Genomic DNA, 24,378 nt, shown 5'->3' with positions numbered 1-24,378 from the left:
CGCCGCCTCAGAGCGTCTCCTTCACGCCGATGACCCGTTCCTCGGCCTCGCGACCGGGGTCCCACTCGCCTCCGTCGCGGTCGGACTCGCGGTGCTCTTCCACGGTCCGTTCCATCGCCTCGTCTACCGGCGTCGACTCCCAGCCGAGGTCGGCGAGCGCGCAGGTGTCGAGCAGGTGCGGGTACTCCCGGTAGAGGACGAAGTCGTCGGGTTCGAGCCCGGCGGCGGCGAGGGCGTCGTCGCTCGCGGGGACGACCTCGCACTCGACGTCCGCGGCGTCGGCGATCGTCTCCAAGGTCTCCCGAAGCGTGAGCGCGCGACGGTCGCCGACGTTGTACGCCGCGCCCGGCTCCCCGCGCTCCGCGGCGATCCGCAGCGCGCTCGCGACGTCCTCGACGTACGCCCGGTGCCAGAGGTTCTGTCCGTCCCCGGGGACGACCACGCGGTCGTGCGTCAGCACGCGGTCGATCCAGTAGTCGAGCCGCTCCGTGTAGTCGTGGGGCCCGTAGACGATACACGGGCGGACCGCCGTCGCGGCCACGCCCTCCTCGGCGGCCGCGAACACCGCGCGGTCGCCCTCGGCCTTCCGGTTGCCGTACGTCTCGTGGGAGTCGTCGACCGCCTGCTCGTCGGTACACGGCTCCAGCGGCGTCTCGCCCTCCCGCTTGGGGATCTCCTCGGCCGCGTAGCTGGAGCCCGAGGAGATGTAGACGTAGCCGTCGACGTCGGCGAATATCTCCGTCGCGGTCTCCACGTCGGCCGGCTGGTAGGCGACGCAGTCGACGACGACGTTGGGCTCGACCGAGAGCTTCGCCGCGCGCAGCGCGGTCTCGTCCTTGCGGTCGCCCTCGACGTGCGTCACGCGGTCGTCGTCCGCGAAGGGGTTCTCGTGGTTCCCCCGGTTGAAGATCGCGACCTCGTAGTCGTGTGCCAGCAGTTCCTCGACGGTGTGTCGCCCGATGAAGCGCGTGCCGCCGACGACGAGCGCCGTGTCTGTCATACCCGAGATCGAACGAGCGACGTGATAAGCGTGGCCGAACCGGAACGCGTTCCGACCGTCCGGACGGGAGCGCGCGCGGCGCTAAGCGCGTCGGCTCAGTCGTCGCCGCGCGGGCCGTCGCCGCGCCACCGGCGGTACAGCAGGTACGCGATACCGAGGCCGATTCCCCACGTCGCGACGCCGAACACCGCGAACGCGGCCCCGGAGAGGAACTCGCCGAGCGGAACGCCGAACATACCGGAGTTCGGCGCGTCCCGCACATAAACGCTCCGAGAGAGGTAGGTTCTCGGGGCGGGGGGCCGTACGGCCGGCCATGACGGACCACTCTCCCCGGCGACCCTGGCTCGCCGCCCTGCTCGCGCTCGTCGTCTCCGGACTCGGCCACGCGTACCTGCGCCGGTGGGCGCGCGCGTTCGGCTGGTACGTCGCGGTCACCGCGACGGTGTTCGTGTTCGTCCCCGAGTCCGCCATCACCGCCGCGTTCACCGGAGACCCGCCGGCGATCGGCGATATCGCGCCCGCCGCCGCGGTCGTCGCCGCGAGCGTGATCGACGCGTACGTCGTCGCCCGGCGAAACAACCGGGCGTACGAGCGGGAGCGCGACGCGGCCCGCGCGGCCGCCACCTCGGAGTCGACCGGCGACGCGGTGACGACCGGCGACGCGGCGACGACCGCCACGGAAGCGCCGTCCGCGGAGTCGACGGACGGCGACGGGACCGTCCGCTGTCCGGAGTGCGGCAGGGAGACCGATCCCGCGTTCGACTTCTGTCAGTGGTGTGCGGAACCGCTCGAAGCGAACGAGACCGCGTGAACCGGAGCAAAAAAACGAGCCGCGGACCGCCTCAGAAGAGGTAGAACAGCGGGAAGATGAACACCCAGACGATGTCCACGAAGTGCCAGTAGAGGCCGAAGTACTCGATCGGCCGCTCGTCGTCGAGGTAGTGACCCTGGTACGCCCTGACGAACAGGAAGATGGCGATCACTAAGCCGAGCAGCACGTGGATCCCGTGGAGCCCGGTCGTGACGTAGTAGATCGACGCCTGAATCGGGTCGCCGTGGGCGTTCGCGGAGATCGTCACGCCGCGGTCGAAGATCTCGTGGTTCCACTCCCACAGCTTGATGGCCATGAAGGTGAACCCGAGCAGGATGGTCGACCCGAGCGTCGCCAGCAGTCCCTTCCGACTCTTGCGGCGAGCGGCGACCAGCGCGAGAATCACGGTGAACGAGGACGTGATCAACACGAAGGTGTTGATGAGCCCCGGCAGCGACTCCGTGAGCGGCGACCACGTCATCCAGCCCGCGTTGTAGCGGACGAAGATGGCCGCGGAGAGGAACGCGCCGAAGACGATCACGTCGGAGGCCAGGAAGAACCACATCCCGAGCTTCACCTTCTCGACGCCGTTGAACGGCCAGCGCTCCGCGAACTCGCTCGGCGGCGCGTAGAAGTCTTCGAGCCCCCACTTCACGCCGGTGTAGAGGAGCCCGACGAGCCCGAGCACGATGGCGATCGGGTACATCGTGTTGGAGATGACGACGTCGCTCTGTAGCGCCGTCTCACCCAGCTCGACGGTGACCGCGTCCGCGAACCCGGAGAAGCCGAACAGCGTGACGCCGAGCGCCAGCGAGAGCGCGAACGGCCAGATGCTGGCGTGGCTCGCGTGCTTGTCCCAGTACGGGTACTCGGAGATGTGCGTCGAGTGGCTGTCGCCGCCGTCGGTGGCGACATCGCCGTTGTCGTCGGTCTTCATCGCGGGCCCGCCGTCCGGGACGAAGTCCTTCACGAACTCCAGTTTCCCGGAGGCGTACGACGGCCGGTCGGGCCAGTTCTCCAGCGGCGGCGGCGAGGAGACTGCCCACTCGGCCGTCCGCGAGTAGTCCCACGGATTGTCGCCGGCGGGGTCGCCGGAGACGTAGGACTTCGCGAAGTTGTAGAACATGATGAAGAACGAGAACCCGAGGACGAACGCGCCGATCGTCCCGAACTGGTGGTAGATCTGGAACTCGGGGTTGTACTCGAACACCCGGCGGGGGGTCTCCCAGCCGAGGAACATCGAGAAGTAGACGGCGTTGAACCCGATGAAGAAGATCACGAAGTGGAGCTTCCCGAGGAACTCGTCGTACATCTTCCCCGTTATCTTCGGGAACCAGTAGTAGGCCCCGCCGAACAGCGCCGTCGCGCCGCCGAACATCACGTAGTGGAAGTGCGCGACCACCCAGTAGGTGCCGCGGAACTCGTAGTCGAGCACGATGGCACCGAGGAAGACGCCCGTGATGCCGCCGAGGATGAACAGCAGCAGCGCGCCGAACGCGAACAGGAACGGCGTCGTGAACTGGATCCGCCCCTTGATCAGCGTGTAGATCAGCGAGAAGACGACGAGGTCGAACGGGAGGGAGATCCCGATGGTCGTCGCCATCATCAGCGTCTTGATCTCCAGGTTGATCGTCGTCAGGAACATGTGGTGCATCCACACGAGGAACGACTGGACGGAGATCAGACAGATGGAGATGATCACCCACTTCCGACCGACGAGGCGACGCCCGGAGAACGTCTGGAACAGCTCCAGCATGACGCCGAGCGCCGGGAAGAAGACGATGTACACCTCGGGGTGTCCGAAGAACCAGAACAGGTGGCCCCACAGCAGGGAGCCGCCTTCGGTGGCCGAGAAGTAGACGCTCCCGAGGACGCGGTCGGCCGCGAGGATGAGGCCGACCGCGAGCAGCGCGGCGAACGCGAACAGCATCATCCACACGGTCGCGAGCATCGACCAGGTGAACATCGGCATGTCCATGATCCCCATCCCCTCCGCGCGGGAGTGGTGGATGGACGTGAGGAAGTTCACCGTCGACGCCGTGGTGCCGGTGACGAACATCGCGAGCGCGAGCACCGCGCCGGTCGATCCGATACTCGGCGTGTACATCGGCACGTTCAGTGGTGCGTATATCGTCCACCCCGCCGACAGCGTGCCGCCTTGGAAGAAGCTGATCGCGAGCAGGAGGCCCGAGCCTAGGTACAGCCAGTAGGACAACGCGTTGAGCCGCGGGAACGCGAGGTCGTCCGCGCCGATCTGGAGCGGCACGAAGTAGTTCGCGAACCCGAACGCGAACGGCGAGAGGAACCAGAACACCATTATCAGCCCGTGGGCGGTGACGGCCTCGTTGTACGCCAGTCCGGAGAGGATCTGGCTCGTCGGGTCCCACAGCTGGAGGCGGATGAGCAGCGCCATCACGCCGCCGAACAGCAGGAAGAACAGCGCGGTGATCGTGTACAGGATGCCGACGTCCTTGTGATTGGTCGTGACGAACCACCGCTTCACGGACGTCGTCGGCGGGAGTCCGCTCATGCGCCCACCCCGCTCTGCGCGGTCACGCCGGCTCCGGCGGGCCGAACGCTCGCGCTCTCGGAGCTGTTGCCGGTGTTAGCGTACCACTCTTCCCACTCGTCTTGCGGAATGACAGTGACCTGACTCTTCATCTGTGAGTGACCCGGACCGCACAGTTCGAAGCACTCGACGCGGTAAGTCGCCTCCCCGCCTTGCGCCTCGACGTCCTCGGAGCTCACCGCGAACCACGTCTCGCTGTGGTCTCCGGGGATGGCGTCGGACTTTATCCGTAAGTCCGACGAGCCGAAGTTGTGCCAGACGTCCCTCGACGTGATGTTGAGGTCGATCCGCTGGTCGGCCGGCACGATCAGTTCACCCCGTTCGGTGTGGCCGTTCGGGTACTCGTACGCCCAACCGTACTGGTAGCCTTCGACCATGATCTCGATGTCTCCCTCGGTACCGTCGTCGGGCCCCTGCTCCACGTAGAGGAGCAGCCCGTACGCGTACACGACGAGGCTGATGACGACGATCGCGCTCAGCCCGAACGAGAGGAAGAGCTTCTTCGCTTTCGGACCGCCCTGTCCCGTTGGGAGCTCGCCGACGACCGGCGCGTCGAACTCTTCGTCCGACCGGTTCCCGTCGTCGCGGTACTTGTACACGTTCCACAGCGTGTACGCCACGACGATAGTGCCGACGAGGGTACCGAGCGCGAGGAAGACGAAGAAGATCTCGTCGAAGATCTCCGCCTGTGCGCGCCAGTCACTCCCCTGTTGTAGGATAACTGGATCTATCATGTTCGTCTGTCTGCTCTTGTATCACCCTTAGCGATGGCACACTTATCTCTTGTGTAGCGGGGCGGCCGATCTGGGGATCGATACGCCCCGCATCCCGGCCGATCGGTGCCGCGTCGCCCGACCGATCGTCGGAGACACGGAGCGCGTCGAAGGGTGAACGAGCGGGGTGAAGCGTACGCGTCGAAGGGTATTTGTACGCGCGAACGGAGCCCCTAACAACGGATATCCATGACATCACTCACCCTCTTGAGTACGGCCCTGATGGGCCTCCTCGTCGTCGCCACCTTCGTCGCGGTCGCGGGAATCGGAACGAAGCGGACCGCTCCCGGCGGCGACGAGGGGGACGGCCGCTACGAGGCGATCGTCGAAACGCTCGGCGAGATCGCCCGGACCCCGGTCGTGTGGGCGGTCTCGTTCGTCGGAATCACCGTCCTCGTCGGCGGGAGCATCCTCCTCGGCGTCGGGAGTTTCGGGATCCCGGAGGGGCTCGCCGGAACGCTGGTGAACGTCGCGTACCTCGCCGTCGGGCTGCTCCTCGTCGGATTCGTCTTCCTCGGCGCGTACTTCGCGACGCGGAGCCGCGGCCTCGGTAACGCCCACGGCGTCGCGGCCGGGACCCTGGCGACCGGGGCCGCGTTCCTCGTGCTCGTCACCGTCCAGCTGGTCGTCGGCGTCATCGGCTGACTCGACCGTCCCTCTCTCCTTCCGCGGACAGTAAAACGAGCGCTCCGCCGGTCAGCGACCGCCGTCCGCGCCAGCTTCCCTGAGTCCGTCGTCGAGCCCGAGACCGATCAGGCCGCCNCTCGCGCCATCAGAGATGTGTATAAGAGACAGGGATCGAACAGAGGTACGCGTAGAACACGCCCAGCGCGAGCAGGACGCCGAAGTCGCGGAGCAGGGGGATCACCGCGAGCCACAGGACGCCGAGCCCGGACACCGTGGTGAGCATGCTGCCGGTGAGCGCGCCGCCCGTCCCCGCGATGGTGACGTCGAGGGCCTCGTCGATCGGGAGCCCCGTCTGGTACTCGTCGACGAACCGGTGGACGAAGTGGACGGTGTAGTCCACGCCGAGCCCGATCGAGACGGAGAGGATGGGAGCGTTGATCGGCGTCAGCGGGATGTCGAACAGCCGCATCGACCCGACGAGCAGTCCGACCGTGACGAGGACGGGGACGAGGTTCAGAAGACCGTAGACGGCCTTCCCTTCGAGGTACGCGTACGACAGCGCCAGGAACAGCGCCGTCAGCCCGAAGGCGGCGAACAGGCTCCGGATGGCCGACTCGGTCAGCAGGTCGATCACGGCCTCGTTGACCACGAGGGAGCCGGTCGGCACGGCTTCGAGCGGCGTGCGATCAGCGAGGTCGCGCACGTCCGCGACCACCTCGGAGTTGTCGACGCCCGGCCGTATCGTGTAGTCGACCCGGGCGCTGCCGCGGTCGGCCGCCACGTAGCCGCGCGCCTGCCCCGCCGCCGAGGAGTCGAGGAGCGCGTCGTACACCTCGTCGACGTTCCGGTCCGGCACGCCGTTGCCGAGGCGGTCGTTGCGCTCGACTAACGCCGCGAACTCGGGGTCGCGCGACGCGCGGTCCTCAATCACGGTGACGACGCTCGTCGCCTGCGCGCGGCGCTCGTCGGTCGTCGCGAAGGTGTCCGGCGGGTTCCGCGTGGTCCGGTCGATCAGCTCCAGGGCGTCGTCGTCCCTGACCGACTGGTCGACGTACAGCGTCACCGACCCGACGAAGCCCTGTTCGAACTCCTCCTCGAAGAGCGTCAGCACGTCGAGGAACGTGTACTCCGTCGGCGCGAACGGCTCCGGGAGGTCGGCGTACGTCTCCAAGCGGTCCTGGTCAGGGAAGAACGCCTCCTCCGAGAACTCCGTGTTCACGCCGGTCCCGTACGCCCCGCCGACCGCGCCGCCGACGAGGAGGAGCGCGACGACCGCGACCGGGGCGACCCGCGAGAGGTCGACGCCGACGCGGAGGACGCGCGCGATCCGCGATCCGCCCGCGCCGAGCGCGCTCGTGCCGAACTCCGGGATCGGGAGGCGTTCGCGCCACCGGTCGGCGAGCACCTTCGCCGCGGGGAGGTAGACGCCGAAGATGATCAGCGTGAACGTGATCCCCGCGGCCGCGACGATCCCGAAGTCGCGGTTGGGTTCGAACGGACTCGCGACGTTGGAGACGAGCCCGAACACGGTGGTGATCGTCACGAGCAGGAACGCGATGAGCAGCTGGTCGGTCGTGGTCCGCATCGACCGCTCGATCCCGGCCCCGGTCGCCCGCTCCTCGCGGTAGCGGTTGACGATGTGGATGCCGAAGTCGATCCCGACCGCGAGCAGGAGCGGGAACACCGTCACGAGCGAGTCCGAGAACGGGATCCCGGCGTAGCCCATGAAGCCGAAGGTCCAGAGAAGCGATATCAACAGGGCGGAGATCCCGATCGCCATGTCGAACGGGTCGCGGTACGAGAAGATCAGGAACCCGACGATCAGGATCAGCGCCGCCGGGAAGACGATGATCGCGGTGTCGGTCAACAGCGCGGTGATCTCCGACTGGAGGACGCCGTCGCCGAAGAGGATCGCGTTCTCGCCGGCCTCGTTGCCCGGGACGGAGTCGACGATATCGACGCTGCGCGTCTGGAGCTCCGTCACCCGCGCCGTCGTCGCGGCGTCCGGCAGGTCGTAGGTGATCCCCACGATGGCGGTGTCGGCGGCCTGCGCGGTGGGATTGTAATCGACGGACACCTGCGCCGCGATCGCGCCCGTCGCGTCGGCGTCGGCGATGGCGGTCCGGAGCTCGGCGGGCGTCGCCTCGGCCACGGCGTCGCGTCGCTCGGCCGCGCTCTCGGCGGTCGGGTCCAGCTGCCGGGCGATCGCGTCGGCGTGGCTCGACGTCGACGCGACCCGGAGCGTCGACCGGGATTCCAACCGGTGTTGGGTCTCTAGGGTCCGGATCAGCGCGTCGCGGGAGAGGACGTTGTCGTCGGAGACGATCACCTGCGCCGACGTCGCGGAGCCGCCGATCGACGTCTCGAACTCCTCGTCGATGTCGTCGAGCGCCCGCTGGGCGGGGATGTCCTGCGTGAACTGGTCCGCGCCCGCGCTCGTCTCGATGCCGGTCAGCCCGCCGGCGAACGCGGCCGTGAGGAGCACGAAGACCGCGATGACCGCCAGCGGTCGCTCGGTGACGACGCGGTCGATCTCCTCGATCAGGCGATCGGCCGCGGTCACGGTCGCCCCGCTGTCCGCCGCGGAGCGGTCGGCGGCGAGCGAAGGCGACGGTCCGCCGCGGGCGGGGTGAGATGTCTCCTCATCGGATCACCGCCGTCGGTACCAGACCGCGCCGCCGATCGCGACGACGACGAGCAGGACGCCCGCGGCGATCAGTCCGATCGGTCGCCCGCCGTCGTCGACGGCGGCGGTCACCGTGACCGGGACCTGCGTGACGTCCGAGATACGGTCGTTGCCGCGCTCGTCCTCGTACCGGAAGTCGAGCTCGATCGGGTGGTCCTCGATGCTCGCGCCCGAGGCGGCGGCCACCTCGAACCAGATCCTCGCGGACTCGCCGGGCTCGAGCTCGTCGACGAACGCCTCGTCGTTGACCGCCGTCAGCGGGTTGTCCGCGTAGAGCCCGGCGTTGATCGACGAGAGCGTCTCCGGCCGCCGGTTCGTGATCGTGGCGTTGATCCGTCGGGTCTCGCCCGCCGAGACGGTGGCGTTCTCGACGGCGAGTTCGAACTCGGGCTGGCGGGGGGCCACCTCGACGCGGCGCGTCTCCTCGACCGCCACCGTCGCGTCGCCGCTGTCGTACTCGGTGGTGAAGCGGAACTGCCGCGGGCCGGGGTCGGCGCTCCCGCTCACGTCGGCGTCGAAGGAGAACTCGGCCGACTCGCCCGGCGGAATCCGCGGCAGCGCGTAGCGGCTCTCGCCGAGGCTCACGCGGTTGCTCCCGGAGTCGGCGACGAGGACCGCGTCCTCGACGGGGAGCGGCCCCTCGTTCGTGAGCGTGCCGGTGACCGTCCCGGAGTAGCCGACTTCGAGCGTGCCGGAGACGTCGTCCAGCGAGAACGACTGCTCGCGGATCGGGACGACGCCGGCGCGCGCGGCCGCCGCGGTCGCGTCGACGCCGTTCGGGTCCCGGTAGTCGATCGTCGACGAGAGCGCGTACGCGCCGCCGCCGAACGCCTCGCCGACCGTCGAGTCGAAGGTGACGGTCCGGTTCTCGCCGGGGGCCCAGTCGCCGACGAACGACTGGCCGCCGCCCTCGCCGAGGCGGACGCCCGGCGCGGTCGTGCTCCCGGAGACGACCGCGTCGCGGGCGGTCTCGTCGCCGATGTTCGCCAGCGTGACGGTCACGTCGCCGCCCCCGCCGACCTGCGCGTCAGTGTCGGTCTCGAGGACCGCGAACCGCGCGCCGTCGTCGACGACGATGGTCAGGTCGAACCGGTCGACTCCGGGTCGGTCCTTGTGGTCGTTAAACTCGGGGATGATCTCGAAGGTGTACTGGTAGCGGGCGGTCGCCTCCACCTCGTACCTGCCGTCCGGCACGTCGTCGGGCACGGTCACGTCGAGCGGCACGGAGACCGGGCTCGCCGCGGTCGCGACGTCGCCGACCGGGATCTCACCGTCCTCCACGTCGATCGGCACGTCGCCGTCGTCGATTTCGAGCGTGAGCCCGCGCGCGGTGGTCACGTCGGGGTCGAGCTGGTTGCCGATCTCCATCTCGCCCGTGTTGACGATGTCGACCGTCACGGTCGACTCCGCGCCGCTCGGCACCGACCGTTGGGAAGCGAAGAGCTCCAAGACCGGCGATCCGCGGATCTGTCTGTCCGTCGGCTCGGAACCCGTCTGGGCGACCGCGCCGTCGGCGATCGGCCCGTCGACGCCCGAGAGCGCGGCGGCGTCGCCGGCCGAGGCCGCGCCCGCGGTGGGTGCCGCGGCGCCGGCGAGCGAGACGCCGACGAGGAGCGCGGTCAGCGCGACGACGGCGACGGCGGTCGCGGCGAACCGCGTCGGCCGACTCATCGACTCCCTCCGGCGGGGCGGTCGGAGGGGCTGGTCGCGCGGTGCGACCGATCGTACCGTGACGCGTCGGGTCGAGTCATACGGTCCTATTTCCCTCCCGATGAATAAGCGTGTTGAATGAACGTTCAATCAAGGGCGCTATATACCCCACCCGTCTACGCGACGTATGAACGACCCGTTCGCGGAGCCGTCGGACACCCGACAGGCCATCCTCGGCGCGGCGTTTCGCGCGCTCTGCGAGCACGGGTACGCGAACGTCACGATCGCGCGGATCGGCGACGAGTTCGACAAGAGCCCGTCGCTCGTGTACCATCACTACGACGGGAAAGACGACCTCCTGATCGACCTCTTGGAGTTCCTGCTCGACGAGTTCGAGGCGTCGGTCGCCGGCGGCCCTCCCGAAGATACCCCGGAGGCCGAGGCCGCGACCGAGATGGCTCCCGAGGCGGCGTTCGACCGCTCGGCGCGTGACCAGCTCGACGACTACCTCACGGCGGCGGTCGAACCCGCCGCACTCGATCAGACGCACGCGCCCGACGCGCGGTTCGTGACGGTGATGACGGAGCTCCGCTCGCAGGCCGCGAACGACGAGGCGTACCGCGACCACTTCGACCGCAGCGACCGCGTCTTCGGCGAGTACCTCGAACGGCTCGTCCGCGAGGCGGCCGCGGGCACCTCTCGCGACGGCACCGGGACGGCGGGCGACGAGGAACCCGTCACCGCGGCGCAGGTCGCGTCGACGCTCCAGACGTTCGCGACCGGCGGGATGTTCCGGTGGGCGACGACGAACGAGGGGACGTGGGTCGCGGACTCCCGCGCGGGGATCGACCGGTACCTGGAGTCGGTGCTGCCGCTCGTCGAGACGGACGACTCCGGCGGAGAGAGCTGAATCGACCGCCGGTCCGGTCGGTCTCGTCCCGGGCCCACACCCGGAGGGGACGCTCCGTCAGCGGTCGGTGACGCCCTCGGCGTCCATCTGCGAGACCTCCTCTTCGAGCCACTCGCGGAGCCACTTCACGCGCTTGATCCGCTGGTGCGCGATGCTCTCGGCCGTGTCGGAGACGACGCGCTCGGTGTGGTCGTGCGCGCGCTGGAGCACGCGGTCGACCATCTTCGCGGCGTCCATGTGCGTGCGCGACTCGTACCCCATCCGCAGCAGCATCAGGACGGCCCCGTTGGCACCGACCTTGTCGAGCACGTCGGCCTCGATCAGACACCGGCTCTCCAGGGACACGTCGTCGAGGTCGCCGGTGTACGAGTGGTCGACGACCGCGCCGCACACCTCCTCGATGAACGACTCGGGGTAGTTACCGCGGCTCTGGAGGTACTCGCGGGTGACGCGCGCGCCGGCCTCGGCGTGGACGTCCTGTTCGGCCTCCAGCTTGGCGACGTCGTGGAAGACGGCGGCGACTCGGACGACGTCGACGTCGGCCCCCTCGGCCTCGGCGATGTCGGTCGCCAGATCGACGACGTTGAGGATGTGGTTGAACCGGTACGACGCCGAGTGCCACGGGTACCAGCGCATGCGGCCGCCGTCGTCCTCGCTCTCGACGCTGGCCGCGAGATAGTCGCGAACGAAGCCCTTCATCTCCGCGAAATCCTCGTCGCTCACCTCCGTCTCTTTAATTTCGACGCCCACGAGGACCACCTCGGGAGAAAAGATCGTGATTCATTACCGTAGGCGAGGAGCGTTTCGGTCTTAGGCGTTACGACGGAGTCTTCGGCCGGAGACCACCGGGGTGACGGCGGCGTCCGGCGACGGGTCGGGCGGTGGCGCGACGCGATACGGCGGCGCGCGGCGAGTCGAGTCGTGCCGCGACGCGGGACGCTTAACAGGGTCGCGGGCACACGGGCTGATATGTTGAGTCCCTTCGGGAACGACGACCGCGCTCGGTTCCAGCGGGCGGCGGCGGTCAACGTCGCCGGCAACGCCGTGAAGATCGCGGTCGTGGGCGCGACGGGACTCGCGTTCAACAGCGTCGCGCTGCTGGCCGACGCCGCCCACTCCGTCGCCGACCTCGTCGCCAGCGCGGTCGTGTTCGTCTGGGGGGGCTCGCGGTACGAGAGCGCCGACGAGACGCACCCGCACGGCCACCAGCGGATCGAACCGCTGACCGCGCTGTTCGTCGGTGCGACGGTGGCGGTCCTCGGGCTGCTCCTGTTGCGCGAGTCGGTGCTCGGGTTCGTCGGTCCGGTCGAGGTGCGGGCGAGCCCCCTGCTCGTCGGGGCGCTGCTGTTCGCGATGGCGGACATGTACCTGCTGTACCGGTACACGGAACTGGTGAACGCCGACCTCGGCTCGACGGCGCTCACCGCCCTCGCGGTCGACTGTCTCAACGACATCTACACCACGGTCGCCGCCCTGGTGGGCGTCGTCGGGGTGTTCCTCGACGTTCCCGTTCTCGACCCTCTCGCCGGCGCGTTCGTGAGCGTCCTCGTCGTGTACCAAGGGATCGAGATCGGTCGCGAGAACGTCACCTACCTCGTCGGCGGTGCCCCGCCGCCGGGCGACCGGGACCGCGTCGTCGCCGCGCTCCGCGACCACCCCGCGGTCGAGGGGGTCCACGACCTCACGGTGTTCTACGACGGGACGGACCTGGAGGTCGAGGTCCACGTCGAGGTCGACGGGGAGATGACCCTCCGCGAGGCCCACGACGTGGAGACGGACCTCGTCACGAGCCTCCGCGCGCTGGACGACGTCGGCGACGTCCACGTCCACCTCGACCCCTCCGGGCTGGGAGAGTGGAAGGACGCGCCGGAGGCGACCGACTCCTCGACCGCGCTCGGGAGCGACGCCGGTCCTCGGGAGTGAACGCGGGCGACACCCCCAGAGCGACCGCGGACAGCGGCCCGAGACCGCCGGTGTCGTGCGGGTTTTGCCCCTCCGGCCCTTACGACGGATATGCTCGGTCGCCGCTGGCTGGAGATGACGTGGCGGGACGGACTGTTCGCCCACTGGCCCGTCGACCCGGCGACAGTCGCCGCGGCGCTGCCCGACGGGCTCACGGTCGCGACCCACGACGGCGACGCCTACCTCGGCGTCGTCCCGTTCGTGATGGACGACATCCGCCCGCGCGGGGTCCCGCGGGGGCTGTCGTTCCCCGAGCTCAACCTCCGGACCTACGTCGAGGGGCCGAACGGCCCGGGCGTCTACTTCCACAGCCTCGACGCCGACGACCGGCTCGGCGTGGCGGTCGCCCGCGGCCTGTTCCGGCTCCCGTACTACCGCGCCGAGACCGACGTCCGGGGCACCGCGGCGAGCGACGACCCCGATAGCGGCGGCGCCGACGCGGAGCAGGTGGATATCGACGCGGACGCCGGCGACGGCGTGCGGTTCGCGAGCCGCCGCGTCCACGAGGGCGTCCCGCACGCCCGGTTCGACGCGACCTACGCGCCGGCCGGCGAGGCGTTCACGCCGGAGCCGGGGTCGCTGCCGGCGTTTTTACTGGAGAACTACCGGTTCTACACCGCGGGAGAGAGCGGGCGGCTGTACGTCGGCGCGATCGAACACGAGCCGTGGACGCTGCGCCCGGCCGAGGCGGAGATCCGGGCGAACACGCTGTTCGCCGCGAACGGCTTCGACGCGCCCGACGGCGAGCCGATACTCCACTACGCCGAGCCGATCGCGGTCACCGCCGACCGGATCAGGCGGGCTTGACGGCGGCGGGCTCAACTCGCCCGAACCGGACTCACGGGAACAGTCCGCGGTACTCGTGAGCCTTCGCCGTTCGCTCCAGCGCGAGCGTGTACGCGGCGGTCCGCAGGTCGGGGAGCCCCTTCGTGTCGTACTGTTCGACGGTCTTGTCGAAGGCGCCGCCGATGCGCCGCTCCAGCTCGGCGTTGACCGTCTCCAGCGGCCACGAGAACTCCTGGGCGTTCTGGACCCATTCCAGGTAGGAGACGATGACGCCACCCGCGTTCGCGAGGATGTCGGGCACGACCTGAATGTCGCGCTCGGTGAGCGCCTTGTCGGCCGCGACGGTCGTCGGCCCGTTCGCGGCCTCGACGATCGCCGACGCCCGGAGGTCGTCGACGTTGTCCGCAGTGATCACGCCCTCGACGGCGGCGGGGATGAGCACGTCGACGTCGAGCGTGAGCAGCTCCGCGTTGGTGATCTGGTCCGGGTCGTCCCAAGTGGATCCGCCCGCGTTCCCGCGGTACTCGCCCGCGACGTACTCCTCGATCAGCCCCCCGGCCTCGACGTGCGCGGCGAGCGCGGCGACGTCGAGGCCGTCCGGGTCGTACGCCGCGCCCGTCACGTCGGAGGTGGCGACCACGTTGGCGCCCGCCTCGTCGAGGAGCCGAGCCGCGTTCGACCCGACGTTCCCGAACCCCTGGATCGCGACCGACGCGTCGGAGAGGTCGCGGTCCAGGTACTCGAAGAGGCGCTCGGTGACGAGCGAGACCCCGCGGCCGGTCGCCTCCACGCGGCCGGGCGTCCCGCCGATCTCCAGCGGCTTCCCGGTGACGACCTGCGGCACGGAGTACCCCTCGTACATCGAGTAGGTGTCCATCATCCACGCCATCGTCTGCGGGTTCGTGTTCATGTCCGGTGCCGGCACGTCGACCTCGGGACCGATCATCCGGCGGATCCCCTCGGTGTAGCGCCGGGTGAGTCGTTCGAGGTCGCGCTCCGTGAGCTCTTTCGGCTCGCAGATCACACCGCCCTTCGCGCCGCCGTACGGGAGGTCGACTAAGGCGGTCTTCCAGGTCATCCACCCGGCGAGCGCCTCGACCTCGCGCTGGGTGACCGAGGGGTGGAAGCGGACGCCGCCTTTGAACGGCCCGCGTGCGCTGTCGAACTGACAGCGGTACCCTTCGAACACCTCGACCTCCCCGGACTCGAGTTCGACCGGGAGCGTCACCTTCAGCGTTCGTTCGGGGTTCTTGAGCCGCTCGAACACCCCGTGGTCCACGTCCGCGTACTCCTCGGCGCGGTCCATCTGGGCGAGCATGTTCTCGAAGGGGTCGTCGGCCATGGCTGGCACGACTCGATCACCCCTGATATCGGTTTCGGCAAGTATCGCCATCGCAAGAGAATATGTATCACGGTTTTTCCTCCGTTTTCTCCGGCCGTTTCCGGCCGGACTTATACGTCGGGGCCGACAACCGCCGACCATGATACACGGACACGCGACGGGGGACCGCCGATGACGGCGCAGACGCTTCATCCCCGGATCCAAGTCGTGTGGGTCCTCCGCGCGGTGCTCCTCTCGGCGCTCGTCACCGCCCCGTTCGTCGGCGGCGCGTCCCTCGAGTACCTCCCGCGGTGGGTACCCATCGCCGTGGGCGCGGTCGCGCTGACGCTCACCGTCACGCACGCGCTGCTCCGCTACCGACGCTGGAGCTACGAGATCCGCGAGGACGCGATCTACCTCGACCGCGGCGTGGTCACGCAGGTGCGGACGACGGTGCCGCTGGTGCGGATCCAGCACGTCGACTCCCGCCGCGGGCCGATCGAGCGGACCGTCGGGCTCGCCTCCTGCGTCGTGTACACCGCCGGATCGCGCGGCGCGGACGTGCGTATCCCGGGACTCACGCCGGACGGCGCGAGCGACCTCCGCGAGGAGCTGAAGCGACTGGCGATCCGCGCCGACGGGGAGGACGCGGTGTGAAGCTCGCGCCGCAGTCGGTCCCGTACCGCGCGCTCCAGAAGGCGGCCGGGACCGCCGTCGCCCTGTTCGTGATCGTGAACAGCGGCGGGTTCGGTCTCCCGCTGGCGGTCGCCGGCGGCGCGGTCATCCTCCTCGTGGTGTTCGCCTACGAGGTCGCGTACTACCGCCGGTTCGAGTACGTCCTCACCGAGGACACGCTCGACATCTCCTCCGGCGTCATCTCCCGCCGCGAGCGCGAGATCCCCTACCGGCGCATCCAGAACGTCGACGTGAGCCGGGGCGTGGTCCAGCGCGCCATCGGCGTCGCCGCGGTCGACTTAGAGACCGCCGGGGGGTCAAGCACAGAGGGGTCGATCCGGTTCGTCACGCCGGACGAGGCGACGCGGCTCCGGCGCGAGGTCCAGCGCCGGAAGTCCGGAGCCGATCGACCGGCGGACGCCACGGAGGGGACCGCGGACGCCGACGCCGTCGGCGGCGAGCGCGACGACGCGTTCGCGCCGGACGAGGAGGACCTGTTCGCCATCTCTCCGAGCGAGCTCGCGTTGGTCGGGGCGCTGTCGTTCGACGGGCGGCTGATCGGGCTCCTGGCGTTCCTGAGCTCCGGCTCGTTCCCGGTGCTGTCGAGCTTCCTGCCGGAGACCTCGGCCGCCGCGCTCACCGCCACGGCGTTCGTCGGGATCGCCGCGCTGTTCATCGCGTCGTGGCTCATCGGCGCGGGCGTCGCCTTCTCGAACTACTACGGCTTCCGGCTCTCGCGCGCCGGCGACGAACTGCGCTACGAGCGCGGGCTGTTCCGACGGTACAGCGGGTCGATCCCGACCGAGAAGGTCCAGACGCTGCGGGTCACCGACAACCCGGCCAAGCGCGCGCTCGGCTACGCGAGCCTGTCGATCGAGACCGCGGGATACGCGCCCGGGCAGGGGTCCGAGTCCGGCAACCAGTCGGCCGTCCCGATCGCCGCGACCGACCGCGTCTACCGGCTCGCGCACGAGATCGAGTCGTTCGGTACGCCCGAGTTCAGCCGCCCGCCGAAGCGGATCCGGTGGCGGTACGTCATCCGGTACGCGCTGATCGTCGGCGTCCTCACCGGGATCGCGTACGGCGTGAACTGGTACGTGTCGCCGTCGATCCCCTGGTACGGCGTCGCCGCGCTCCTCCTCGCCGTCCCGCCCGCGGCGCACCTGAAGTGGAAACACCGCGGCTACTGGGTCGGCGAGGACCACCTGCTCACCCGGAACGGGTTCTGGAGCCGGACCGTCGCCGTCGTCCCGTACTACCGGATCCAGAACGTGATCGACAGCCGGACCGTGTTCCAGCGGCGGTGGGGCGTCGCGACCGTCGTCGCCGACACGGCGGGGACCGGGTCGCTGACCGGCAGCGACGCCGCCGCGGTCGACTTCGAGGTCGACGAGGCGGAGGCGCTGAAGGAGACGCTCACGGAGCGCCTCGCGACCGCCGTCGCCGAGCGTCGAAGCGCCGGGAGCGACTCCTTCGAGTGGATCGACGGCGACGAAGGAATCGACGAAGGAGCCGACGGGGACCGCGCAGACGACGCGACCGTCGCGGAGAACGGAGTCGGCGGCGACGAGTCCGTCGACGGGGAGACCGACGACGTCGCAGACGAGTCGTCGCCCGAGGGAGACCTCGACGTCCCGGACGACGGCGTCGTCCGCCCGGACTTCTCGCCGAGCGACCGCGACTACTCGGAGCCCGCGGAGCGGATCGACACGGGCGGGTACGCGGTCGACCGGCACCCGTCGGACGCCGACGTCGCGCACGGGCCGCGATCCGGCGAGGAGCGCGACGGAGAGGGCGACACCACGGACGGCGGCCGCGACGAAGACGACGACGCCGGCGGCGACACCGCGGGCGACGACGACCGCTAAGGGGCGTGGCCGGCGCGGCCTCGCCGGCTCACTCGTCGAGTAACTGCTGCGCGATCGTGTTGCGCAACACTTCGCTCGTTCCCTCGTAGATCTCCGAGAGCTTCGCGTCGCGGTAGAATCGCTCCGCGGGGAAGTCCTTGGTGTAGCCGTAGCCGCCGTGGATCTGGATCCCCTCGTTGGCGACCTCGCGGGCGATCTCCGAGGCGTACAGCTTCGCCTGCGCGGCCTCCTTGATGTAGTCCTCGTCGCGCATCTTCAGGTCGGCCGCCTCGTGCATCAGGAGTTCCGCGGCGCGCGCCTTCGTGTCCATGTCGGCGAGCTTGTGCTGGATCGCTTGGAAGTCGGAGATGGGCCGGTCGAACTGCTCGCGCTGCTGCGCGTAGGACTTCGCCTCGTTAAGCGCCGCGCGAGCGATCCCGACCGACCGGGCCGCGATGGTGATGCGCCCGCCGTTGAGCGTCTTCAGCGCGTGGACGAACCCGTCGCCCTCCTCGCCGAGCAACCGGTCCTCGGGGATCCACATGTCGTCGAACCGCAGCTCCGCGGTCGGACACCCCTTGTCGCCGAGCTTGTCCTCCGTCCCCTCGACGATGAACCCGTCGTCCTCCTCGGGGCGCACGACGAACGACGAGATCCCGTTCCGGCCGGCGTCGGGGTCGGTCTTCGCGAACAGGGTGACCGTGTCCGCGACGGAGCCGTTCGAGATCCAGAGCTTCCCACCGTTCACCACGTAGCCGTCGCCGTCGCGCTCCGCGGTGGTCGACATCGCCGGCACGTCCGAGCCCGCCTCGGCCTCCGAGAGCGCGAACGCGCCGATGTCGTCGGCGGTGTTCAACGCGGTGAGGTACTCCTGCTTCTGGGCCTCGTCGCCGAACTCGTAGAGCATGTTGCCGGCCAGCGAGGTGTGAGCCGCGACGACCGTCCCGAGCCCGCCGGAGCCGCGGGAGATCTCTTCGAGTCCGATCGCGTAGCTGTGGTAGTCGAGGCCCGCGCCCTCGTACTCGACCGGGAAGGGCATCCCCATGAGCCCGAGGTCGGCCATCTCGTCGACCAGATCGGCGGGGTACTCGTCGGTCTCGTCGATCTCCGCCGCGCGCGGGACGACCTCCTCGTCGACGAACTCCGCGACGGTGTCGCGGATCTGGCGCTGCTCTTCGGTGAGCGTGAACTCCATGTGGGCCCGTGCGGCCGGGCGGACTTAGCCGTTTCCACACGGTTGTACACGGGTCGACCGTTGGGCGCGCCCGAGGTGGGTATCGTCGTGCGATTTGGCCGGGGCCGGGGGCGAGTAGCGCCCGGGCGGCGTTCCACGAGGCTTTTTATGCGTTGTGACGTAACGTCGAGCAACTGAATGAGCGGACGAGAATACGGCTCCGCTGAGGCCGACCTCGCGTGGTGTTACGAGGCGGTCCAAGGGGTCTCGCGGACCTTCGCGCTGACTGTCGACGTGTTAGAGGAACCGATGTCGTCACAGATCTGCGTCGGCTACCTCCTCTGTCGCGTCGCCGACACGGTCGAAGACGCCGGGCACATCCCGCCGGAGGCACAGAGCGACGTGCTGCGGACGTATCGGCGAGCGATCGATCCGGACGACGACACCGACATCGTCGCGTTCCGCTCGGCGGTCGACGAGTGGCTGCCCGCGGAGCGCGACGACGACTGGACGGTCGTCGCCGAAGCGCCCACGATCGCCGCGACGTTCGAGGAGCTCGACCCGGAGGCGCAGGCCGCGATCGTCCCCCCGGTGTTGGAGATGGTCGACGGGATGGCGATGTTCGTGGACCGCCACGCCACCGAGGGCGGGCTCCGGATCGACGACCGCGACGAGCTGGAGCAGTACTGCTACTACGCGGCCGGCACCGTCGGCAACCTCATCACGAACCTGCTCACACGCGGCGACATCGGCGAGGAGCGCGCGACGCGACTGCGCGAGACCGCCGAGGAGTTCGGCCTCCTCCTCCAGCTCGTCAACGTCTCGAAGGACGTCTACGACGACTACACCGAGGAGAACAACGTCTACCTCCCCGCCGAGTGGCTCGAGGCCGAGGGCGTCGAGCAGGATCGCGTCGTCCACCCCGAGAACCGCGAGTCGTCCGCGCGCGTGGTCGGTCGAACCGCGGACTACGCCCGCTCGTTCCTCGACGACGCGCAGGCGTACCTGGAGACGATGCCGCTCTCGAACGGCAACACGATGGAGGCGTGGACCGTGCCGTACCTGCTCGCGGTCGGCACCCTCCGCGAGCTCGGGAGCCGCCCGGAGGACGCGCTCACCGAGACCGGCGTGAAGGTGTCCAGACAGGAGGTGTTCGCGGTGATGTCCGCCGCGAGCGACGTGGGCCGCGACTCCCTCGCGGAGCTGCGGCAGACGATCGCCCGGACCCCGTTCCACCGCGCCGTCGGGTCGGCCGACTGAGCCGACCCGCGCCGCCGCCGCCGGTTTTCAACTCCACTGCTTCACAGCCGCGACCGGGCCCGCGACACCGCGGGAACGCGCACCCCGATCGTCTCCCCGAGCGCCTCGGCGGCGCTCAACAGCCACTCCGCGCGCTCGACCCGCGAGTCGAGGTCGCCGGGACCGATCCGGTACTCCTCGACCAGCTCCTCCACGGTCGCCCCGCCGATCCACTCGTTTAAGATCCGCGCCGTCTTCACCGACTCCAGCCACCCCTCGAAGTCGTCCGGCTCGGTCATGTCCGTGGTGAGGTGCGCGGCGTTGGTCCGCGCGAACCGGTAGATCTCCGCGCGCTCGGCGTTCCCGAGGTACGTGTCCTGCATGTCCGGCGTGTCGCAGATCACCTCGAAGGCGGTGAGCGTCGTCGCCTCCGGGAGGTCGGCCGCCGCACGCAGGCCGGCGACGATGCGCTCGCCGGTCTCCGGCCGGACGTACTGCTTCGACGTGGTCTCGCCGACCGCGGTCGCGACGAGGCGGTAGTCTTCGACGCCGCCCGTCTCCCGGGCGACCATCCCGGCCGCGACGAGGTCGTCGACCGCGACGGCGACAGCGTCCGCGAGGCCGCCCGCGCCCGCCTCCCGCGCGTAGAAGGTACCCTCGAACACGTCGAGGATCTCGGATTCGGTCGCGGCGAAGTCCGTCGCGACCGCCGCGAGGACGTGCGTGCGGAGCGAGCCCGGGTCAGCGAGCTGCGACTCGACGGCCTCTGGCTCGCCCTCGACGTACCGCTCGCGGACCGCCTCCCGGGTGTCGGCGTCGGCGACGAGGACCGCCTCCCCGTGCGGGTCGAGGCCGGGGCGGCCGGCGCGCCCGCACATCTGGTGGACCTCGAGCGTCGGGATCCACGCCATGCCGCCCTCGCCGTACCGGCGCTGGTCGCGGACGACGACGCGGCGCGCGGGCACGTTGACGCCCGCGGCCAGGGTCGGCGTGGCGCAGATACAGGCGACGTCGCGCTCGCGGAAGGCCGACTCGACGACGCCGCGGTGGCCGGACCGGAGCCCGGCGTGGTGGAACGCGACGCCGGCGCGCAGGCAGTCCGCGAGCTGTCGGCCGGTGAGGGTGCCGTCCACGTCGGTCGCCTCCTCGGCCGCCGCGGCGGCCGCGTCTCCGATCCCCAGCTCCGCCGCGAGGCCGTCCTCGGCCAGCCGCTCCGCGAGGTCGACCGCCTCGCGGCGGGAGCGGACGAACGCGAGGCACTGGCCGCCGTCCGCGACGGCGTCGGCGACGAGCGCGGCCGTGACGTCGGTCGGATCGGGCTCGTCGGCCTCGTCGCCCTCGCCGTCTCCGCCGCCCTCGTCGTCCGCCTTCGCCTCGTCGCGGTCGACGTCGACGGAGATGTTCGTGCCGTCGTCGAAGTCGACCGCCCCGCCGACGGCGACGCCGGTCCGGAGGTCGACCGGACGCCACTCGGACTCGACGAGGGCGGCGTCGAGCCAGTCGGCGATCGCGTCGGGGTTGTCGACGGTCGCCGACAGCGCCACCGTCTGGAGGTCAGGGTTCCGGCGGCGGAGCGTCGCGAGCGTCACTTCGAGGGTCGGCCCGCGCCGCTTCGCGCCGAGCAGGTGGACCTCATCGACGACGACGCAGGCGAGTTCGTCGACCCACGAGGCCCCGTTGCGGATCGCCGAGTCGACCTTCTCGCTCGTGGCGACCACCACGTCGTTGCCGGCGAGCGCCTCGCCCGTCGCGTCGAAGTCGCCGGTGGAGATTCCGACGTCGACCCCGGGCAGCGCCGCGAACGTCTCGTACTTCTCGCGGGCGAGCGCGCGGAGCGGACAGACGTACAGCCCGGGGCCGTCCGCGGTCAACAGCGCGAGCTGCGCGACGAACGTCTTGCCCGACGCGGTCGGCACCGCGGCGACGACGTCGGCCCCCTCGCAGACGCCCGCGTCGACCGCCGCGCGCTGCGGCGGGTACAGCTCGCGCACGCCCCGCTCGGCGAAGTGGTCGACGACGGACGGCGACAGCGGCAGGTCCCGGACGCGCATACGCCGGTCGTTCGGCTCGCCCGGTGATAAAGAGTCGGCGGCACCCCCTCGGTCGGCGTCGGCTACGCGTCGGTGTCGAAGTCTTGGAAGAGCTTCTCGTAGTCCTCGTCGTCGGTCGCGACCGCGTCGCGCGACTCGTCCGCGCGGTCGCGGAGCTCGTCGATGCGCTCGGTGAGGCGCTGATACTCGTCGTTGTCGGCGAGGTCGGTGGCGCTCTTCTCGGACTCCAGCATCGCCTTCTTCGAGGTCAACGAGAACAGCTCCTGGACCTCCGTGTCGTACTCGCCGCGCCGCAACAGCCCCTCGACGGTCTCTCGCAGCGTGTCGCTCGTGACGGGCTTGACGAGGTAGTCGTCGAACCCCATCTCCAGAATGTCGAAGTCGGGCTCGACGGCGGTGACCATCGCGACCCGACAGTCGATACCCCGTTCGCGGACGGCGGTGAGGACCTCGTCGCCCGAGAGGCCGGGCATCCGTCGGTCGAGGAGGATCGCGTCGACCTGGTTGTCCGCCTCGTCGAGTTCGTCGAGCGCCTCGCGGCCGCCGTACGCGGTTCGGACGCGGTACTCGTCGCCGAGCCAGGCGGCGTACAGGTCGGCCAAGTCGGGTTCGTCCTCGACCACGAGGACCAGCGGCGGTTGCTCACTCATGGATGACGGGAGCGAGGGGGTGTTCGCTCACACGTTTCGTCTCTCCGCTGGCTATATTAAAATACCTCTTCGACGCGCGCCCCGACGGGCGTCCGGTCGACGGTCGATACGGGACGCGTCCGCCCGAGCGACCGTCTGCGGTTACTCGTCCGGGCTGTAGTTCGGCGCTTCGTCCGTGATCATCACGTCGTGCGGGTGGCTCTCGCTCTGGCCCGCCGACGACACCCGGACGAACTCCGCGCGCTCGTGGAGGTCGGGGACGGTCTCCGCGCCGACGTACCCCATCCCGGAGCGCATCCCGCCGGTGAGCTGGTGGAGCTCCGACGCGAGGCTCCCCTTGTACGGGGTGGCCGCCTCGACGCCCTCGGGGACGAACTCCTCGTCCTCCTGTTCCTCCTTGAGGTAGCGGTCGCCGCCGCCGGACTTCATCGCGCCGACGGAGCCCATGCCGCGGTACTGCTTGTACTTCTTCCCCTGCATCGTGATGACGCGGCCGGGGGCCTCGTCCGTGCCGGCGAAGTACGACCCGAGCATCACCGCGTCCGCGCCGGCCGCGAGCGCCTTGATCGCGTCGCCGGAGTACCGGATCCCGCCGTCGGCGATCACGGGCACGCCGTGTTCGGCCGCGACGTCCGCGACCTCCGCGACCGCCGTCATCTGGGGCATCCCCGCGCCGCTGACGACCCGCGTGGTACAGATGGAGCCCGGACCGATGCCGACCTTCAGCCCGTCGGCGAAGTCGACGGCGGCCTCGGCGGCCTCGCGCGTGCCGACGTTGCCGACGACGACGTCGGCGTCGACGGTCGCCTTGATCGCCTCCGCGGAGTCGAGCACGTTGAGGTTGTGAGCGTGCGCGCAGTCGATGAAGATGATGTCGACGCCGGCCTCGTCGGCGGCGACGGCGCGCTCCTCCTCGAAGGGGCCGACCGCGACGCCGGCCAGCAGGCGGCCGCGGTCGTCGCGGGCGGCCTCCTCGTGTTCGCGGCGCTGGAGGATTCCCTGCATCGTCACCAGTCCGACGAGCCGCTCGTCGCCGTCCACGATGGGGACGCGCTCGATCTTGTGGTCGTACATCAGTTCGAGCGCCTCGCGCGCCTCGACGTCCTCGGTGGCGGTGATGACCTCATCGGTCATCGCCTCGCGGACGGCGTCGTCCTCACCGACCTCGAGGTACGGACGGATGTCGGTCCCCGAGATGATGCCGAGGACCGTGTCGTCGTCGGCGACGACGGGAGCGCCGGAGACGCCCTGCCGCTCCATCACGGAGTCGGCCTCGCGGACGGTGTCGTCGGGCGAGACCGTGACGACGTTCTCGCGGCGGATGACGAGTTCGTGCGCCCGTTTGACGCGCTCGACCTCCGCGGCCGTCTCCTCGACGGTCATGTTGCGGTGGAGGACGCCGAGGCCGCCCTCGCGGGCCATCGCGATGGCGAGGTCGCTCTCGGTGACGGTGTCCATCGCCGCCGACAGCACGGGGACGGTGAGTTCGACGTTCTTCGACACGCGGGTGGTCAGGTCCGCGTCGTCGGGCTCCACCCGGCTCTCCTTCGGACGGAGCAGTACGTCGTCGAACGTCAGCGCTTCCGGAACCTCGAGTTTCGCCGAGAACCGGCCAGAATTTGTCTCCATATAAACCGTCGTGAACGG

General features: G+C 69.8%; 19 protein-coding genes and 1 pseudogene. 8 read left to right on the top strand and 12 right to left on the bottom strand.

Annotated features, from left to right (window positions below):
- Positions 1–7: 7 nt before the first annotated feature.
- Both C464_RS08735 and C464_RS19220 read right to left on the bottom strand, forming a co-directional pair.
- Positions 8–1,000: an NAD-dependent epimerase/dehydratase family protein gene (locus tag C464_RS08735; RefSeq protein WP_006113313.1), complete on the bottom strand. Its 993-nt coding sequence runs from the start codon at positions 998–1,000 to the stop codon at positions 8–10.
- Between the two features lie 95 nt (positions 1,001–1,095).
- The gene (locus C464_RS19220) at positions 1,096–1,236 is read right to left on the bottom strand and encodes a hypothetical protein (RefSeq protein WP_167539337.1); all 141 of its coding nucleotides are present in this window, start codon (positions 1,234–1,236) and stop codon (positions 1,096–1,098) included.
- Between the two features lie 77 nt (positions 1,237–1,313).
- Here C464_RS19220 and C464_RS08730 point away from each other — a divergent pair, with 77 nt between their 5' ends.
- Positions 1,314–1,811 carry a zinc ribbon domain-containing protein gene (locus C464_RS08730; protein WP_006113312.1) on the top strand — a complete coding sequence of 166 codons (498 nt, stop codon included), beginning with the start codon at positions 1,314–1,316 and terminating at the stop codon, positions 1,809–1,811.
- A gap of 31 nt (positions 1,812–1,842) precedes the next feature.
- Here the strand turns inward: C464_RS08730 and C464_RS08725 are convergent, their stop codons facing one another.
- On the bottom strand, positions 1,843–4,341 hold the full coding sequence (locus C464_RS08725; RefSeq protein ID WP_006113310.1) for a cbb3-type cytochrome c oxidase subunit I: 2,499 nt from the start codon (positions 4,339–4,341) through the stop codon (positions 1,843–1,845).
- A complete protein-coding gene (coxB, locus tag C464_RS08720; RefSeq protein ID WP_006113309.1) occupies positions 4,338–5,114 on the bottom strand; it encodes a cytochrome c oxidase subunit II in 777 nt (258 codons plus the stop codon). The genes C464_RS08725 and coxB overlap by 4 nt, the downstream gene beginning before the upstream one ends.
- A gap of 261 nt (positions 5,115–5,375) precedes the next feature.
- On the opposite strand from coxB, the gene C464_RS08715 reads away from it, so the two are divergent.
- The gene (locus C464_RS08715; RefSeq protein ID WP_006113307.1) at positions 5,376–5,798 is read left to right on the top strand and encodes a hypothetical protein; all 423 of its coding nucleotides are present in this window, start codon (positions 5,376–5,378) and stop codon (positions 5,796–5,798) included.
- Positions 5,799–5,849: 51 nt separating this feature from the next.
- Here the strand turns inward: C464_RS08715 and C464_RS08710 are convergent.
- Both C464_RS08710 and C464_RS08705 read right to left on the bottom strand, forming a co-directional pair.
- Positions 5,850–8,343: pseudogene (locus C464_RS08710) on the bottom strand (efflux RND transporter permease subunit).
- Between the two features lie 87 nt (positions 8,344–8,430).
- Positions 8,431–10,137, bottom strand: coding sequence for a COG1361 S-layer family protein (locus C464_RS08705; protein ID WP_006113305.1), 1,707 nt, complete (start codon positions 10,135–10,137; stop codon positions 8,431–8,433).
- A 166-nt stretch (positions 10,138–10,303) separates the two neighbouring features.
- Here C464_RS08705 and C464_RS08700 point away from each other — a divergent pair, with 166 nt between their 5' ends.
- A complete protein-coding gene (locus C464_RS08700) occupies positions 10,304–11,026 on the top strand; it encodes a TetR/AcrR family transcriptional regulator (RefSeq protein ID WP_006113304.1) in 723 nt (240 codons plus the stop codon).
- Positions 11,027–11,083: 57 nt separating this feature from the next.
- On the opposite strand, the gene C464_RS08695 is transcribed toward C464_RS08700, so the two are convergent.
- Positions 11,084–11,785, bottom strand: a complete 702-nt coding sequence (locus C464_RS08695; RefSeq protein WP_006113303.1) for an HD domain-containing protein — start codon at positions 11,783–11,785, stop codon at positions 11,084–11,086.
- A 210-nt stretch (positions 11,786–11,995) separates the two neighbouring features.
- Between C464_RS08695 and C464_RS08690 the strand changes: the two genes are divergently transcribed.
- Together C464_RS08690 and C464_RS08685 are read left to right on the top strand one after the other, a co-directional pair.
- Entirely contained in the window at positions 11,996–12,949 is a 954-nt protein-coding gene (locus C464_RS08690; RefSeq protein WP_006113302.1) for a cation diffusion facilitator family transporter, read from the top strand.
- A 90-nt stretch (positions 12,950–13,039) separates the two neighbouring features.
- The gene (locus C464_RS08685) at positions 13,040–13,795 is read left to right on the top strand and encodes a YqjF family protein (RefSeq protein ID WP_006113301.1); all 756 of its coding nucleotides are present in this window, start codon (positions 13,040–13,042) and stop codon (positions 13,793–13,795) included.
- Positions 13,796–13,826: 31 nt separating this feature from the next.
- Here the strand turns inward: C464_RS08685 and C464_RS08680 are convergent, their stop codons facing one another.
- Positions 13,827–15,116 carry a Glu/Leu/Phe/Val family dehydrogenase gene (locus C464_RS08680; RefSeq protein WP_006113300.1) on the bottom strand — a complete coding sequence of 430 codons (1,290 nt, stop codon included), beginning with the start codon at positions 15,114–15,116 and terminating at the stop codon, positions 13,827–13,829.
- 171 nt (positions 15,117–15,287) lie between these two features.
- On the opposite strand from C464_RS08680, the gene C464_RS08675 reads away from it, so the two are divergent.
- Both C464_RS08675 and C464_RS08670 read left to right on the top strand, forming a co-directional pair.
- Entirely contained in the window at positions 15,288–15,752 is a 465-nt protein-coding gene (locus C464_RS08675; protein ID WP_006113299.1) for a PH domain-containing protein, read from the top strand.
- Positions 15,749–17,638, top strand: a complete 1,890-nt coding sequence (locus tag C464_RS08670) for a PH domain-containing protein (protein ID WP_006113298.1) — start codon at positions 15,749–15,751, stop codon at positions 17,636–17,638. The genes C464_RS08675 and C464_RS08670 overlap by 4 nt, the downstream gene beginning before the upstream one ends.
- A 28-nt stretch (positions 17,639–17,666) precedes the next feature.
- Here the strand turns inward: C464_RS08670 and C464_RS08665 are convergent, their stop codons facing one another.
- On the bottom strand, positions 17,667–18,812 hold the full coding sequence (locus C464_RS08665) for an acyl-CoA dehydrogenase (protein WP_006113297.1): 1,146 nt from the start codon (positions 18,810–18,812) through the stop codon (positions 17,667–17,669).
- A 177-nt stretch (positions 18,813–18,989) separates the two neighbouring features.
- On the opposite strand from C464_RS08665, the gene C464_RS08660 reads away from it, so the two are divergent.
- Positions 18,990–20,051: a phytoene/squalene synthase family protein gene (locus tag C464_RS08660; RefSeq protein WP_006113296.1), complete on the top strand. Its 1,062-nt coding sequence runs from the start codon at positions 18,990–18,992 to the stop codon at positions 20,049–20,051.
- A gap of 41 nt (positions 20,052–20,092) precedes the next feature.
- Here the strand turns inward: C464_RS08660 and C464_RS08655 are convergent, their stop codons facing one another.
- From C464_RS08655 to guaB, 3 genes are all read right to left on the bottom strand, one after another.
- Positions 20,093–22,081, bottom strand: a complete 1,989-nt coding sequence (locus C464_RS08655) for a DEAD/DEAH box helicase (RefSeq protein WP_006113295.1) — start codon at positions 22,079–22,081, stop codon at positions 20,093–20,095.
- 62 nt (positions 22,082–22,143) lie between these two features.
- Positions 22,144–22,731, bottom strand: coding sequence for a HalX domain-containing protein (locus C464_RS08650; RefSeq protein WP_006113294.1), 588 nt, complete (start codon positions 22,729–22,731; stop codon positions 22,144–22,146).
- 141 nt (positions 22,732–22,872) lie between these two features.
- Positions 22,873–24,360: an IMP dehydrogenase gene (gene guaB / locus C464_RS08645; RefSeq protein ID WP_006113293.1), complete on the bottom strand. Its 1,488-nt coding sequence runs from the start codon at positions 24,358–24,360 to the stop codon at positions 22,873–22,875.
- Positions 24,361–24,378: the final 18 nt, after the last annotated feature.

It is taken from the genome of Halorubrum coriense DSM 10284 (assembly GCF_000337035.1).
In the GTDB taxonomy this organism is placed as follows: Archaea; Halobacteriota; Halobacteria; order Halobacteriales; family Haloferacaceae; genus Halorubrum; species Halorubrum coriense.
This window is presented reverse-complemented; position numbering and strand designations above follow the sequence as displayed.

Excerpts from the sequence above, each read along its gene's own strand:
- C464_RS08735 (WP_006113313.1), bottom strand. The coding sequence starts at position 1,000 with ATGACAGACACGGCGCTCGTCGTCGGCGGCACGCGCTTCATCGGGCGA.
- C464_RS19220 (WP_167539337.1), bottom strand. The coding sequence starts at position 1,236 with ATGTTCGGCGTTCCGCTCGGCGAGTTCCTCTCCGGGGCCGCGTTCGCG.
- C464_RS08730 (WP_006113312.1), top strand. The coding sequence starts at position 1,314 with ATGACGGACCACTCTCCCCGGCGACCCTGGCTCGCCGCCCTGCTCGCG.
- C464_RS08725 (WP_006113310.1), bottom strand. The coding sequence starts at position 4,341 with ATGAGCGGACTCCCGCCGACGACGTCCGTGAAGCGGTGGTTCGTCACG.
- coxB (WP_006113309.1), bottom strand. The coding sequence starts at position 5,114 with ATGATAGATCCAGTTATCCTACAACAGGGGAGTGACTGGCGCGCACAG.
- C464_RS08715 (WP_006113307.1), top strand. The coding sequence starts at position 5,376 with ATGGGCCTCCTCGTCGTCGCCACCTTCGTCGCGGTCGCGGGAATCGGA.
- C464_RS08705 (WP_006113305.1), bottom strand. The coding sequence starts at position 10,137 with ATGAGTCGGCCGACGCGGTTCGCCGCGACCGCCGTCGCCGTCGTCGCG.
- C464_RS08700 (WP_006113304.1), top strand. The coding sequence starts at position 10,304 with ATGAACGACCCGTTCGCGGAGCCGTCGGACACCCGACAGGCCATCCTC.
- C464_RS08690 (WP_006113302.1), top strand. The coding sequence starts at position 11,996 with ATGTTGAGTCCCTTCGGGAACGACGACCGCGCTCGGTTCCAGCGGGCG.
- C464_RS08685 (WP_006113301.1), top strand. The coding sequence starts at position 13,040 with ATGCTCGGTCGCCGCTGGCTGGAGATGACGTGGCGGGACGGACTGTTC.
- C464_RS08680 (WP_006113300.1), bottom strand. The coding sequence starts at position 15,116 with ATGGCCGACGACCCCTTCGAGAACATGCTCGCCCAGATGGACCGCGCC.
- C464_RS08675 (WP_006113299.1), top strand. The coding sequence starts at position 15,288 with ATGACGGCGCAGACGCTTCATCCCCGGATCCAAGTCGTGTGGGTCCTC.
- C464_RS08665 (WP_006113297.1), bottom strand. The coding sequence starts at position 18,812 with ATGGAGTTCACGCTCACCGAAGAGCAGCGCCAGATCCGCGACACCGTC.
- C464_RS08660 (WP_006113296.1), top strand. The coding sequence starts at position 18,990 with ATGAGCGGACGAGAATACGGCTCCGCTGAGGCCGACCTCGCGTGGTGT.
- C464_RS08655 (WP_006113295.1), bottom strand. The coding sequence starts at position 22,081 with ATGCGCGTCCGGGACCTGCCGCTGTCGCCGTCCGTCGTCGACCACTTC.
- C464_RS08650 (WP_006113294.1), bottom strand. The coding sequence starts at position 22,731 with ATGAGTGAGCAACCGCCGCTGGTCCTCGTGGTCGAGGACGAACCCGAC.
- guaB (WP_006113293.1), bottom strand. The coding sequence starts at position 24,360 with ATGGAGACAAATTCTGGCCGGTTCTCGGCGAAACTCGAGGTTCCGGAA.